Origin of the sequence: Synechococcus sp. O70.1, assembly GCF_047462215.1 — a bacterium.
GTDB lineage: Bacteria > Cyanobacteriota > Cyanobacteriia > Thermostichales > Thermostichaceae > Thermostichus.
Window position 1 is genome coordinate 162,782 of the sequence record NZ_JANSIT010000002.1, and the last position, 13,424, is coordinate 176,205.

Annotated in this window: 15 protein-coding genes; 8 read left to right on the top strand and 7 right to left on the bottom strand. The window is 58.5% G+C overall.

The window, feature by feature from the left end:
* The first annotated feature begins 165 nt into the window (after positions 1 to 165).
* Both trxA and lipB read left to right on the top strand, forming a co-directional pair.
* On the top strand, positions 166 to 498 hold the full coding sequence (trxA, locus tag NW833_RS01910) for a thioredoxin (RefSeq protein WP_414394061.1): 333 nt from the start codon (positions 166 to 168) through the stop codon (positions 496 to 498).
* A gap of 79 nt (positions 499 to 577) precedes the next feature.
* Positions 578 to 1,294, top strand: a complete 717-nt coding sequence (lipB, locus tag NW833_RS01915; protein WP_414411362.1) for a lipoyl(octanoyl) transferase LipB — start codon at positions 578 to 580, stop codon at positions 1,292 to 1,294.
* A 14-nt stretch (positions 1,295 to 1,308) separates the two neighbouring features.
* Here lipB and NW833_RS01920 read toward each other — a convergent pair whose 3' ends face one another.
* On the bottom strand, positions 1,309 to 1,788 hold the full coding sequence (locus tag NW833_RS01920; RefSeq protein ID WP_414411363.1) for a tetratricopeptide repeat protein: 480 nt from the start codon (positions 1,786 to 1,788) through the stop codon (positions 1,309 to 1,311).
* Between the two features lie 81 nt (positions 1,789 to 1,869).
* Positions 1,870 to 2,451: a Uma2 family endonuclease gene (locus NW833_RS01925; RefSeq protein ID WP_414394055.1), complete on the bottom strand. Its 582-nt coding sequence runs from the start codon at positions 2,449 to 2,451 to the stop codon at positions 1,870 to 1,872.
* A 148-nt stretch (positions 2,452 to 2,599) separates the two neighbouring features.
* On the opposite strand from NW833_RS01925, the gene purB reads away from it, so the two are divergent.
* The 3 genes from purB (at position 2,600) to NW833_RS01940 (ending at position 6,339) form a co-directional block, all read left to right on the top strand.
* Positions 2,600 to 3,895, top strand: coding sequence for an adenylosuccinate lyase (purB, locus tag NW833_RS01930; protein WP_414404897.1), 1,296 nt, complete (start codon positions 2,600 to 2,602; stop codon positions 3,893 to 3,895).
* A gap of 9 nt (positions 3,896 to 3,904) precedes the next feature.
* On the top strand, positions 3,905 to 4,885 hold the full coding sequence (locus NW833_RS01935; RefSeq protein ID WP_414394051.1) for an aspartate carbamoyltransferase catalytic subunit: 981 nt from the start codon (positions 3,905 to 3,907) through the stop codon (positions 4,883 to 4,885).
* 86 nt (positions 4,886 to 4,971) lie between these two features.
* Positions 4,972 to 6,339: an FAD-binding oxidoreductase gene (locus tag NW833_RS01940; protein ID WP_414411364.1), complete on the top strand. Its 1,368-nt coding sequence runs from the start codon at positions 4,972 to 4,974 to the stop codon at positions 6,337 to 6,339.
* Here the strand turns inward: NW833_RS01940 and NW833_RS01945 are convergent.
* Genes NW833_RS01945 through eda form a run of 3 tightly spaced genes read right to left on the bottom strand, consistent with a single transcriptional unit; the run spans position 6,336 to position 7,983 of the window.
* Entirely contained in the window at positions 6,336 to 6,779 is a 444-nt protein-coding gene (locus NW833_RS01945) for a diacylglycerol kinase family protein (protein WP_414394048.1), read from the bottom strand. The genes NW833_RS01940 and NW833_RS01945 overlap by 4 nt on opposite strands.
* A gap of 37 nt (positions 6,780 to 6,816) precedes the next feature.
* Positions 6,817 to 7,323, bottom strand: coding sequence for an rRNA maturation RNase YbeY (gene ybeY, locus NW833_RS01950; RefSeq protein ID WP_414394046.1), 507 nt, complete (start codon positions 7,321 to 7,323; stop codon positions 6,817 to 6,819).
* A 27-nt stretch (positions 7,324 to 7,350) separates the two neighbouring features.
* Positions 7,351 to 7,983 carry a bifunctional 4-hydroxy-2-oxoglutarate aldolase/2-dehydro-3-deoxy-phosphogluconate aldolase gene (gene eda, locus NW833_RS01955; protein WP_414411365.1) on the bottom strand — a complete coding sequence of 211 codons (633 nt, stop codon included), beginning with the start codon at positions 7,981 to 7,983 and terminating at the stop codon, positions 7,351 to 7,353.
* Between the two features lie 301 nt (positions 7,984 to 8,284).
* On the opposite strand from eda, the gene NW833_RS01960 reads away from it, so the two are divergent.
* A complete protein-coding gene (locus NW833_RS01960) occupies positions 8,285 to 9,379 on the top strand; it encodes a murein hydrolase activator EnvC family protein (protein WP_414411366.1) in 1,095 nt (364 codons plus the stop codon).
* On the opposite strand, the gene NW833_RS01965 is transcribed toward NW833_RS01960, so the two are convergent.
* Together NW833_RS01965 and NW833_RS01970 are read right to left on the bottom strand one after the other, a co-directional pair.
* Entirely contained in the window at positions 9,370 to 10,020 is a 651-nt protein-coding gene (locus NW833_RS01965) for an ABC transporter ATP-binding protein (RefSeq protein WP_414404902.1), read from the bottom strand. The genes NW833_RS01960 and NW833_RS01965 overlap by 10 nt on opposite strands.
* Before the next feature lie 27 nt (positions 10,021 to 10,047).
* A complete protein-coding gene (locus tag NW833_RS01970) occupies positions 10,048 to 10,296 on the bottom strand; it encodes a hypothetical protein (protein WP_414404903.1) in 249 nt (82 codons plus the stop codon).
* A 148-nt stretch (positions 10,297 to 10,444) separates the two neighbouring features.
* Here NW833_RS01970 and NW833_RS01975 point away from each other — a divergent pair, with 148 nt between their 5' ends.
* Both NW833_RS01975 and metE read left to right on the top strand, forming a co-directional pair.
* Positions 10,445 to 10,975, top strand: coding sequence for a low molecular weight protein-tyrosine-phosphatase (locus NW833_RS01975; RefSeq protein ID WP_414411367.1), 531 nt, complete (start codon positions 10,445 to 10,447; stop codon positions 10,973 to 10,975).
* 121 nt (positions 10,976 to 11,096) lie between these two features.
* Positions 11,097 to 13,340, top strand: coding sequence for a 5-methyltetrahydropteroyltriglutamate--homocysteine S-methyltransferase (gene metE, locus NW833_RS01980; protein WP_414411368.1), 2,244 nt, complete (start codon positions 11,097 to 11,099; stop codon positions 13,338 to 13,340).
* Positions 13,341 to 13,424: the final 84 nt, after the last annotated feature.

Below are 13,424 nucleotides of genomic sequence, written 5' to 3' on the forward strand. Positions count from 1 at the left end.
CCTGCTAAAGCCTCTCCCTTCCTTCAAGTTCGCTCCCTAGACTACAGGTACCGGCCAAGCCCTAGCCCTCCTACCGGGAAGCCGAAAGCAAGCTGTAGCAGAATCTCTACCCACATTTCCATCTCAAACATTTAGACTGCAAATAGGTTGCATTCTTTGGTTGCCATGGCCCAGAAACAGTGGTTCAAAAGCTTTGACGACATGATCCAGGGATCCAAAACTCCCATTCTGGTGGATTTTTACGCCACCTGGTGCGGTCCCTGTCAGGTAATGGCGCAGGTGTTGGAGCAGGTGAAGCCCCAGGTGGGGGACGCCATTGCTTTCGTGAAGGTAGATATAGACAAGTACCCCAACATTGCCGCTCGCTGGGGGATCTACGCCGTGCCGACCCTAATCTTGTTCAAGGACGGGAGGCCGGTTGACCGCATCGAGGGACTGCTGCAGCCTCGCGCCTTGGTGGAGCGGCTGCGGGCGCAGGTCAATCTGTCGGTAGGCTAGGTCCCGGCCGACGGCTAGTTCCCGGATAGGCAGCGAAGGCGGCACTAGGTCTTTGCCAGGGCTTGAGGGCTATTTGGGTGTGCCAGTTCTGCACGTCCACCTGCCGGGAGAGGTGCCCTACCGCAAAGCCTGGGCTTGGCAGCAGACCAGACTGACCCAGATGATCCGCAATCCCCAGCTACCGGATGGGCTACTGTTGCTGACCCACCCGCCGGTGTACACCCTGGGGGCAGGAGCAGATCCCCGATTCCTCAAGAGTCTCTCCGAACCAATAGGATCCCCGGCTGTCCAACCAAAATCCCCTTCTGGACAAGGGCCGGAGATCCTGCGGGTGGAGCGGGGCGGCGAAGTGACCTACCACGGGCCAGGGCAGTGGGTGGGGTATGCAATCCTCAACCTCAAACGCCACTGTCTGGATATCCACTGGTACCTACGCCAACTGGAGCAGGTGGTCATCGAGACTGTGGCTTACTTTGGCTTGAGGGGGGAGCGGATCCCTGGCCTAACGGGGGTTTGGGTGGAAGGGCACAAAGTGGCCGCCATTGGCATCAAGGTCTCCCGCTGGATCACCTACCACGGCTTTGCCCTCAACGTTTGTCCAGATCTAGCTGCCTTCGAGGCCATCGTGCCCTGTGGGATCCCTGACCGACCTGTGGGATCCCTGGTGCAGTTTTGTCCGGAGGTGACGATGGCTGCTGTGGCCCCAGTCCTGGTGAAGTCTTTTTGTGAAGTCTTCGGGCTGCAGGCCCAGGCAGTTTCCCTAGAGGAGTGGCTGGGGGGCAAGGAAGAAAGCTGAACTTAGCCGGTTGCTTACTCCACCCCCAATTGGCGCAGCAGTTGCTGAATGATGGTTTGATCGGCAAAGTTGCCGCTTTTGGAAAAGAGAGCCAACGCCTGGCGAAAGTCGGCCATAGCGGCCTCTCGCTTCCCCATTTGCAGGTGGGCTACGCCACGGCTGAAGTAGGCTTCCGGGATCCCCGGATCCAACTGGATGGCCCGCTCGGCATCGACCAGAGCTTCTTGGGGCTGGCGCAAGGAGTTGTAAACGTAGCTGCGGTTCACGTAGGCCGGCGCATAGGTGGGATCCAACTGCACTGCTCGATCCAGATCTGCCAAAGCCGCCACTGGATCCCCCCGCAACAACTTGAGGGATCCCTGCCAGTTGAACTCAGAAGCCGTTTTTGGGCCTGAAGTGCTCTCAGCAGGAGTTGGCCAAGAGAGAGCAGGGGCAGCAGCCAAGAATGCTGTTAGGAAACTGATCAGGGCCACCCTTCCCAATCGACGCTTCATTGGCTCTGCACTGCTAAGGATCCCAAGCCACTCCAGCATAAACTGTCGGCAAGAGGGGCAACTCTTGAACCTCAATTGGACTTAAAAGGAAAGCTTCTGGAATAGATGAGAAACGGGTAGGGCAAATCCTGGAATGACTTCTTCACCCTCGAGAAGATCTACCGATTTGAGGAGACGATCGGGCTCTTCAGAGCTGCGATACACCAGGATGTAGTGCTCAATGGGGTGGACGAGCCAAACCAGGCGGCTGCCATTTTCAAAGTACTCCACCAGCTTGTCATGAATTTCTTCGATTGTATTGCCGGAAGAGAGCACTTCAACAGCCAGATCGGGGGCACCCTCTAAAAATCCTGTGGGCAGTTCGGTCATGCCCTGCAAGCGTTCTTTGGCAAAAAAAGAAATGTCAGGGGAGCGCCAATTGCCACTCTTCATCTTAAAAGCAGTGCTGGAATCTAAAACGACTCCCAGCTTCTTGGACAAAACGTAGGAGGCTAAAGCCGCTAATAGGAGACTGCAGACATAACCATGGAGTGCCCCTGCGCTTCCCATATCAATTGGCTTTCCATCAACAACTTCATAGCGATGCCCCTCTTTGGACAACGCCATGAAAGCTTCCGCTGTCCAAGATCTTCCTTCCTGGGTTAGCGCAGCTCCAAGGGTCATCTGAAAACTCCCTGTTGCTTCTAGGTCAATTTCCCACTCTTAAACAGTCTGGCGGCAGCGTAGGTCAAAGCTGCGGGGATAACTCAAGCGGGGAGGCCAAACGCTAGAATAGCTTGGCTTATCCTATCGTACTGACGGAAAAGGCACCTTGATCGAGCGCTACACTCTGCCGGAAATGGGCCAAGTCTGGTCCACCGCCCACAAGCTCCAAACCTGGCTGCAGGTAGAACTGGCCGTTTGTGAAGCCCAGGCGGAGCTGGGGCGGATCCCTCAAGAGGCCCTGCAGGAGATCAAAGCCAAAGCCGCTTTTGACCCAGCGCGGGTTTTGGAAATTGAGGCGGAAGTGAAGCACGACGTCATCGCCTTCTTGACCAATCTCAACGAGCACGTGGGTGAGGCGGGACGTTACATCCACCTAGGCCTGACCAGCTCGGATGTGTTGGATACAGCCCTGGCCCTGCAGCTAGTGGCCTCTGTGGAGCTCCTGCAAGCTCGCCTAGCGGATCTCATCGCTGCGCTGCGTGAGCAAGCTCGGCAACACCGCTACACCCTCATGATTGGCCGCACCCACGGCGTCCACGCTGAGCCCATCACCTTCGGCTTCAAGCTGGCCGGCTGGCTGGCCGAGTGCCTGCGCCACCAGGAGCGCCTGGCGCGCCTGCGGGAGGTGGTGGCGGTGGGCAAGATCTCTGGGGCTGTGGGCACCTACGCCAACGTGCCTCCCCAGGTGGAGCAATTGGCCTGCGCCCGCTTGGGCCTCAAGCCGGATACGGTCTCAACCCAGGTGATTTCTCGGGATCGCCACGCTGAGTATGTGCAGACTTTGGCCTTGATTGGGTCTTCCCTGGAGCGCTTTGCCACCGAGATCCGCCACCTGCAGCGGACGGAGGTGTTGGAGGCCGAAGAGTACTTTGCCCCCGGCCAAAAAGGCTCCTCCGCCATGCCTCACAAGCGCAACCCCATCAAAGCGGAACAATTGACAGGGATCGCCCGCCTGCTAAGGGGGTACGCCCTCTCGGCCCTGGAAAACATCCCCCTCTGGCATGAGCGGGACATCTCCCACAGCTCGGTGGAGCGGGTAATCCTGCCCGATGCTTCCATTCTCTGCCACTATTTGCTGGTCAACATGGCGGATCTAGTGCGCCACTTGCAGGTTTACCCTGCCAACATGGAGCGCAACCTCACCCTCTACGGCGGTGTTGTCTTCAGCCAGCAGGTGCTTTTGGCTTTAGTGGAAAAGGGCTTGAGCCGTGAGGAAGCCTACTGTCTTGTCCAAGAGAATGCTCACCGCGCCTGGAACCAGCCTGGCGGGGATTTCCGCGCCAATTTGCTGGCAGATCCCCGGGTGATGGCCCACCTGAGCGAGGCGGAGTTGCAGGCCTGCTTCGACCCGCAGCGGCACCTTACCCACCTAGACGAGATCTTTGCCCGCCTAGGCATTTGAGGATCCCCTATGGTTTGGCAGCGGCAGCACGTTTTGGGCCTGGCGGATTTTACTCCGGAAGAATACCAGATCGTTTTGCAAACCGCCGCCAGCTTTCAGGAAGTGTTGACCCGGCGGCTGCCCAAGGTGCCCACCCTGCAGGGAAAGGTGGTAGTGACGCTGTTTTTCGAGCCTTCCACCCGCACCCGCAGCAGCTTTGAGCTGGCGGCCAAGCGCCTGTCAGCCGATGTGCTCAACTTTTCCCCCGGCACTTCTTCCCTGGCCAAGGGGGAAACCATTCTGGATACAGTTCGCACCTTCTTGGCCATGGGCTCCGACGTGCTCATCGTCCGCCACGCCCAGGCCGGGGTGCCGCAGCAGTTGGCCGCCGAGATCGACCGGCGCGGATCCCATACGGGGGTGTTGAATGCAGGGGACGGCCTGCACGAACACCCCACCCAAGGGCTGCTGGATCTGTTTACCCTCTGTAGCCATCTGGATCCCCAGCGGCCTCGCCTCGAGCTGCTCCAGGGGGTGAAAGTGGCCATTGTCGGCGACATCCTCCACTCGCGGGTGGCTCGCTCCAACATCTACGCCCTGGTGGCTGCTGGCGCAGACGTCCACCTGGCCGGCCCACCTACCCTGCTGCCGAAAGACTTTGCTCAGTTTGTGCCCGGCCATACCCTGCCAGTGCACTGGCAGTTGGAGCCAGCCCTGGAAGGAGCCCGCTTTGTCATTGCCCTGCGCTTGCAGCAGGAGCGGATGAGCGAATTCCTCCTCCCCAGCTTGCAGGAATACCACCACCTTTTCGGCCTCACCCGGCAGCGGCTGCGCCTGTGCCACCCAGAGGTAAGGGTCTTACACCCCGGTCCGGTTAACCGCGGCGTCGAACTCAGTTCTGAGGTGATGGAGGACCCCGACCTCAACCTCATCGAGCGGCAGGTTGCCCACGGCGTGGCGGTGCGCATGGCGCTGCTGTACCTGATGGGGGGCGGGCGGATCCCGGCCTAGAGCCCAGCTCTACCGCTAGTCTGGCTTGCTGGCGGCTCCTTGTTGGTAATGATGGGATCAAGACCTTACCCCTAGAGAGGATCCCTATGACCATTGTCGCCGCTGAAAAGCTGCAGGGCTTGCTCTCGGAGCTGGCCGACATTGAAACCATTACTGATCCGTCAGAAGTGGCCAAGTTGTCCCTGGACTTTTACCACTACAGCCCTGTGCTCAGCCGGCAGTTGAGCGACAAGCGAGGGGATGTGGTGGTGCGCCCAGCAAACGAACAAGAGGTCAAGCGAGTGGCAGCAGCCTGTGCCAAGTGGCGGCTTCCTCTCACCGTACGGGGCGCGGGCACTGGCAACTACGGCCAGTGCATTCCCCTAGCTGGCGGCGTGATCCTAGAGATGAGCAAGCTCAATCAGGTGATCTGGGCCAAGCCGGGGCTAGCGCGGGTGCAGGCAGGGATCAAGCTGGCTGCAATTGACAAACACACCCGCGAGATGGGTTGGGAGATCCGCATGGCTCCTTCCACCTACCGCACAGCCACCATCGGCGGCTTCATTGCCGGGGGCAGCGGCGGCATTGGCTCCGTTACCTACGGCCAACTGCTGGATCGAGGAAACATTCTAGGACTGCGGGTGGTGACGGTGGAGGAAGAGCCGCGGACTCTGGAGCTGCGGGGAGACGACGTGTTCAAAGTCAGCCACGCCTGGGGCCTCACCGGGATCATCACCGAGGTGGAGATCCCCCTGGCGCCGGCTTACCCGTGGGCAGAGCTGATTGTAGCCTTCCCTCCTGAGGGGGGGTTTATGCCCTGCGCCCGGTTTGGCCAGGCTCTAGCCGCTGCCGATGGCATCCTAAAAAAACTCATCAGCCTGCATGCTTGGCCGATCCCCAGCTATTTCGCGCCGCTACGGGGTTATTTGCCGGAGGGATCTGCGGTAGCCCTGTTGATGGTGGCCGAATGCAGCCTGGAGCCGCTGCTAGAGCTCATCCGGGAGCATGGCGGCCAGGTGGTCTACAACAAAACGGCCCAGGAGGCCGCCAAAGGGATCTCGCTGGGGGAATTTTCCTGGAACCACACCACTCTGCACTGCCGCAGCGTGGATCCCAATTTGACCTATCTGCAGTCGATTTTCCCGCCTGACCGGGAGCTGAAGCTGGTGCAGCATCTATACGAGTACTTTGGCGACGAAGTGCTGATGCACTTGGAAATGATTCGCCTTGGCGGACAGGCCATCCCCGTGGGTCTCCAAATTGTCCGCTTTACCACCGAAGAGCGGCTCAACGAGATCATGCGCTACCACGAGGCCCAGGGAGTGTTCATCGCCAACCCCCACACCTTCATCCTCGAAGAAGGAGGCCGCAAGGTGATGGATCCACGCCAGGTCCGTTTCAAAGAAGAGGTGGATCCCTATGGGCTGCTCAACCCGGGCAAGACGCGCACCTGGCAAGGCCGAGCCTCTGCTTAAAAGGGGGAAGGCAGATGCTGGGGCAATAGCAGCAGCAAGGGCGGGAGAAACAGCCAAGCTGCCACTGCCACAGAAGCCAGCGCTGCCACCAACACTGCCCCAGCAGCACAGTCTTTGGCAACTTCTGCCAGCAGGTGATAGCGACTGCCCAAGGTGAGATCCACCACTGCTTCTAGGGCAGTATTCACCAGCTCGAGAGCCATCACCAGACCACTGGTCAGGCTGATCAAGGCCATCTCCACGGCGCTCAACCGCAGGGCCAGGCCCAAGCCAAAGGCCAACACCGCTGCCAGGAGGTGGATGCGAAAGTTGCGCTGGGTGCGAACGGCGTACAGCAAGCCCCTGCCCGCATAGTAAAAACTCTTGCCCAGGTTGGTGGCCACGCACCAAGAAAGGGGGCGCCGCCAGGGATCCTCCCTTGGAGACTCAACCGGGGCCATAGAATCATCTGCCAAGCGCAGGGGCGAGGGAAAGCGACTAGGGCTGTCGGCCATGAGCCACCTCCAAATCTTCTTGGATGGCAGCAAGCAGGTTTTGCTGTTGCTGTAGCATGCGCTGTAGGGAAAGTTCATCGGGGTGATCCCACCCCAGAAGATGCAGCAGCCCGTGACTGGCCAGCCAGGCCAGTTCGTGGGATAGTGAGTGTCCTTGCGCCTTGGCCTGGGCGCAGGCGGTAGGCACAGAAATCACAATATCCCCCAGTAGACGCACTCCTGTTAGCTTCTGCACCTCCACAGGAGCAGCCATTTCCTCAGCGGCAAAGGCCAGCACATCGGTGGGGGCGTCGATGTGACGAAACTCGCGGTTGAGCTGGCGAATGCGTTCGTCGGAAGTAAGGCAGAGGCTGAGTTCGCAGGGATCCGTCACCCCCAGCTTACCCAACCAAACCTCAAACCAACGTCGCCAAGTGGCCTCCTCAATGGGGCTGGGGACCTGCAGCTCCAGGTACAGATCCAGAAACCCCTCCATGCAGCTCTCGCTCACACCATGCCCCCTATTCTACTGGCTTGCTCAAGTTAAGCTCGGCTTGGGAGCTGGGGCTGCCTTTCTCTGTTCGACAAGCTGCGCCAGCGCTTGCCGTAGCCGATTTTCCAACCTCTGTTGGCTATCGTTAAACAACTCCGCCGGGAACAGATCCCCAGCAATGCCGACGGCCCAGGCCCCTGCCCGCAAGTACTCCGCAGCATTGGCTAGGGTAACCCCGCCGGTTGGGATCAAAGGCAGGGATCCCAGCACTGGCTGGAGGTGGCGCAAGTAGCGAGGTCCTCCCAGGCTTTCTGCTGGAAACACCTTCACTGCCGCTGCCCCTGCTTGCCAAGCTCTCCAGATCTCGCTGGGGGTGAGCGCACCGGCAACGATGGGCAGCCCCACCTCCTGGCCCCAGCGGATGAGGTTCTCGTCGGTGAAGGGGCAAACACAGAACTGGGCTCCTGCCTGCCAAGCTTGCTCTGCCATCTGCCGATTGAAGACACTGCCCACCCCTACCCAACACTGCGGGTACTCCTGTCGCAGGTGGCTAACTAGCTGCAAATACTGGGGAACTTGCGTGGTGATTTCGATGTGGCGGATCCCGGCTCGGATGGCCAGAGTGGCACCCGCCAGGGCTTGGGCGTGGCTGGCCAAGAGGCGAATCACGGCAATCAAGGGCTGCTGCCATAAGTCAAGTAGCCAGAGGTGCTGTGACCCATTCCTGAAACTGCGTTCAGAACTCTCGAAGGCCATCTTTTGCAGTTGCCCAGCTTAGGTTTACCACCATTTTCTGCACTGGAGCCCGGTTTTGCCTTACCAGCCAGTAGCCTGATAGGTCGCAAACGACCGCCCTTGGTATCCTTAGGGGCGGTAGCTGCTGAGAGTGGGGGGAGCGATGAGTCTCAGGAGGAAGGCAAGCAGCCTAAAGGCATGGGCAATTCTGGGGTTGCTGGCCCTCCTGCTGTGGGGAGGATGGATGAGGGTTGCTCCATCGCAGGCGCAGAGTGTCCACCAACTGCAACAGCGGCAGCAGCACATCCAACAGCAAATCCAGCGCACCCGGCGCCGTCTTGGGGAGCTGCGCCAAGCCGAAGAAGAAGCCCGCCGCCGCATGGGATCCCTGCAGCGAAACCTTCAACAGACCGAAGTTAGCCTGCGGGACAACCAATACCGGCTGGAGCAAGCCCAGAAAGGGCTAGAGCAAGCGCAGCAAGAGCTGCAGGAGCTGGAAGAGCGCCTGAGACGGCAGCAACGGGGTACGGCTGCCCGCTTACGCTACATGCAGCGGCAGGGAGCTGAACAGTGGTGGGCTTTGCTGCTCACCAGCCGTGACCTCAACGAGTTTTTTGACCGCCGCCACCAATTGCAACTGTTGATCGAGGCGGATCGGCAGTTAATCCAAAAGCTGCAGGCGATGGCCAAGGAGGTGGAGCAACAGCGCATTGCCCTGGAGGCGCAGCGCAACGAGATCTCCCTAATCCTGCAGGAGCTGGCGGCTCAGAAAAACCAACTGCAGCAGCAGGCTGCCCTCCAAGAGCAGCTCATAAGCCGCTTGGCCAAAGAGCGTGCTGCCTACGAGGCAGCCCAACGGCGTCTGGAAGCCGACTCCCAACAGCTGACCCGTCTCATCCAATACCTGATCGCCCAACAGGCTCAGCAGCGAGGGGGCAGGGATCCTGTTCAGGGAACAGGCCGGCTGATCCCACCGGTGCACGGGCCGATCACCAGCGGCTTCGGCTGGCGGGTTCACCCCATCTATGGCATCCGCCGCTTCCACACTGGGATCGATTTTGGTGTGCCCACTGGCACCCCCGTGAGAGCGTCAGACCGAGGCACCGTCATCTACGCCGGCTGGTACGGCGGCTACGGCTACACGGTCATTGTCAACCACGGCGGCGGTATCACGACCCTCTACGCCCACAACAGCCGCATCACCGTAGGGGTAGGCCAAAAGGTTCAGCGCGGGCAAGTCATTGCTGCTTCCGGCTCCACCGGCCTCTCCACCGGCCCCCACGTTCACTTGGAGGTGCGAGTCAACGGCCAGCCGGTCGATCCCCGCCGCTATCTGTAGAGCAACGCCTCTGCCGGCAGGGGCTGCAGGGATCCCGCCTGCAAAAGCCAGCGCACATCGGCAATAGCAGACAGCTCCTCTGGGTCGTGGGAAACCACCAGCACCGTCCAAGTGGATTTCAGCCGGGCCAACAGCTCGATCACCTGCTGTCGCACCGACCAATCTAGCCCCGCTGTCGGCTCATCCAGCAGCAGCAAAAGGGGGCCGCGAACAAGCTGCACCGCCAAGGCCAGGCGCCGCTGTTGCCCGCCACTGAGGCGGTTGGGGGAGCTCTGGAGAGGGATCCCTTCTAGTCCCACTTGTTTGAGGGCGTTCTCAACTTCCTTTGGGGTCAGCTCCGGGTGGCCAAAGCGCATTTCTTCCAGCACCGTCAGGCCACAGAAGTGCCGCTCAGGAAACTGAAACACCAGCCCTGCCAGGCTGCGCAGCTGCTGAGGAGAGAGCTCTGTTCCTCCCCAGGCAATCCGCCCGCGTGTGGGCCGCGCCAAGCCGGCCAAAATCTCCAGCAGGGTGCTTTTGCCAGCCCCACTTTTGCCCACAATCAGCCCCAACTGGTTCAAGCCCAGCTCAAAGGAGAGATCGCGAAGAATCGGCTGGGGAAGGGCTGCCGGATGGTAGAAAAGGTGCTGCACCTGCAACATGGGCACCTGAGCTGGAAGAGTTGAAGACTAAAGCCATTCTTCTAGGCGCCCAAGCTGATCCCGGAAGCCATAGGTGAGTTCGCGGTACCACTCCCGCAGCTCAAATTGATCTACAGCCCGCCGCAAAGCTTCTTGCGACCGCTCGATTGGGCGCAGGGCGGCAGGCGGGATCCCTTCTTGGGCAGCCCATTGTTCGAACAGAGCCAGCTCCGTTTGCAGGTAGAGAATAAGATTGGCCACATCCTGAGGATGGGGGTAGTGAGTGGCATCTGGCATAGAGGACTTAACCAGCGGAACTAGCTCCATTTTGGCCAAGAATCCACTCTGCTGCCGCCCAAACCCGGCAAGATTCGGGAGGAGGTTTTCTCCGCCCCTGCCTACTTCCGCGAGATAATACAAGGGAAAACGCTCACTGCTGTCACTCATGACCCAAAAGCTTTTGTTCGTGTGTCTGGGCAACATCTGCCGTTCTCCCGCTGCTGAGGGGATCACCAACTACTTGCTGCGCAGCAGCGGCTACGAAGGAGCCATCCTTTGTGACTCGGCAGGGACAGCCGCCTATCACATTGGCAGCCCACCGGATCGGCGCATGCGCCAGGTTGCCCAGCGCTACGGGCTAGAGCTGCAGGGCCGGGCCCGCCAAATCCATCCTCTGGATCTGCGGGAGTTCGACTTGATCCTGGCCATGGATCGGCAAAATTACCGAGATATCCTGAGCCTAGATCCCCAGAGGAAATACGCCGAGAAGGTGCGCCTAATCTGCAGCTACTGTCGCTCTCACACCGATGAAGAAGTTCCAGACCCGTACTATGGGGGCGAGGCTGGGTTTCACTATGTCATCGAGCTACTTTGGGATGCCTGTAGCGGTCTCCTAGAGTCGCTAATCCCTGGGATCCAATGCCCGCCGTTGCCAACCCAGCCTTCTCAGCCTTCTGCATCCCCTCCTGCTGCATAGACAGGCTTGCTAGGTAAGCCCTAGAATGGTCAGCTAATGCCTAGGAGCTTCTCTACAACAACTAGCCCCTCGCAGGAAATTCTTTACCAGCCGGAAGTGTACTTTTTGTAAGGGTGGAGCTATGACCTCTCCCACAGCAACTTTGGGTTACCCCCGAATTGGTAAAAATCGTGAGCTGAAGAAGGCACTGGAGTCCTTTTGGAGTCAAAAATCTGACGCGACTAGTCTTCAGCAAAGCCTGCAACAGGTGATGTTGGCCAACTGGCAAACCCAGAAAGATGCAGGTATTGACCATATCGGTATTGGAGACACTTCTCTCTATGACTTGGTTCTGGACTGGATTGTATTTTTGGGACTGATCCCCAAGCGGTTTCGCCACTTGTCAGGTCTTGATCAGTACTTTGCCATGGCCCGAGGGAAAGAGAACATCCCGGCCCTGGAAATGACCAAGTGGTTTGATACCAACTACCATTACCTAGTGCCAGAGATCGATGAGGATACTCAACCTAAAGCGGATTTTTCTAGTTTCCTGGAAGTAGTTAACCAAGCACAAAGCCTTCTGGGACAAAGAGCTGTTCCCATCATTCTTAGCCCCGTAACCCTACTTTGCCTGAGTCGCCTCAAGGGAAGTTTGCAAGAGCATTTGCATCGTTTACTGCCCTTGTATGCTGAGTTGCTGAGGCAGCTCGCTGCGCGTGGTGTTACTGAAGTGCAGTTCCACGAGCCCATCTTAGTTACAAGCCGAGCAGAAGCCCTAAGAGAAGCAATTACAACTACGTATACCCAATTGGCCACTGCGGAGGTTCCAATTCACCTTGTAACCTATTTTGACGACTTGGGGAATACCTATCCCTGGGTTGTGGAATTGCCAGTGGCAGGCATTGGTCTAGATTTTACGCGGGGGAACAATTTAGAACTTCTGCAGACATATGGCTTTCCCCGGAGCAAGCAATTGGGCGTGGGTCTGGTTGATGCGCGCAACGTCTGGAAAATTCGTCCCCAGCGCGTGCTTTCTATCCTAGAGAGCATCCAAAAGGTTACCACCAATTTACGAATTCAGCCTTCTGCGTCCTTGCAATTTGTGCCCTATGATGCCCGACGGGAAACCCACCTGCCCACGCCTCTGCGTCAAGTGCTGAGTTTTGCAGAACAGAAGCTAGAGGAAGTTGTCCTCCTGGCCCAGGGAGGTTCAGCAGCCCAAGAGCAACTGGCTGTCATTGAAGCCCAGTGGCAGGAATTTGCCCAGTTTAGCCCCCCAAATCCAACTGTACGGGAGCGAGTTCGCCAGATAACCCCCCAAAGCCTGGAGCGTGCTCTACCCTACGACCAACGCCGCCCTCTGCAGCCTCAACTGCCCTTTTTGCCCACCACCACCATTGGCTCGTTTCCCCAAACTGAGGAAGTACGACAACTGCGGGTCAAGCGCAAACGTGGCGAGATCACTCAGGCGGAGTACGAAGCAGCCATTGATGCGGAAATTGCCCGTTGCATCCGGTGGCAGGAGGAGGTGGGGCTAGACGTTTTGGTTCACGGGGAATTCGAGCGCACCGATATGGTGGAGTTTTTCGGGCAACAGCTAGAAGGCTTTGCCTTTACAGAACACGGCTGGGTGCAGAGCTACGGTAGCCGTTGCGTACGTCCACCCATTATCTATGGTGACGTGGCGCGCCGCCAGCCCATGACGGTGCGGGAGTTTCGTGTGGCCCAATCCCTGACTTCGAAAATTGTAAAAGGGATGTTAACAGGGCCCGTAACCCTATTGAACTGGTCTTTTGCACGGGACGATCTCCCAAGACGGGAGCAGGCAATGCAAATTGCTTTGGCATTGCGGGATGAGGTGGCTGACCTGGAGGCTGCAGGCGCCAAGATAGTGCAAATTGATGAGCCAGCCCTGCGGGAGGGTCTACCCCTAAAGCAAGAACGTTGGGACGAATACTTATCTTGGGCAGTGGATGCTTTTCGCTTGACTGCAGGCGTTGCTAAGCCGGAAACCCAAATTCACACCCACATGTGTTACTCAGAGTTTGGTGACATCATGCCCCACATTCAGCGCTTGGATGCAGATGTACTGTCCATTGAAAATAGCCGCAGCAACAACGAAACCCTGCGACAAATTGCGGAGGCAGGCTACCAACATCAAGTGGGGAATGGAGTTTACGACGTCCACAGCCCAGTAGTACCTACTGTAGAGCAGATTGTTCAACAACTGAAGACCGCTATGGAGCTTCTGCCACTGCAGCAAATCTGGGTAAATCCTGACTGTGGACTGAAAACCCGCCGCTGGGAGGAGGTCATCCCTGCTTTGAAGAACATGGTGGCAGCAGCAAAAACGCTGCGGGAAGAAATCTCTTCCTCAGCCCAGTAAAACAACTTGCCGACATAGAGAGAAGGCGGTGGTGGCAAGCTAGAAAGTTCTGCTACAGGCCACTACACCGCCTCTACTTTGCTA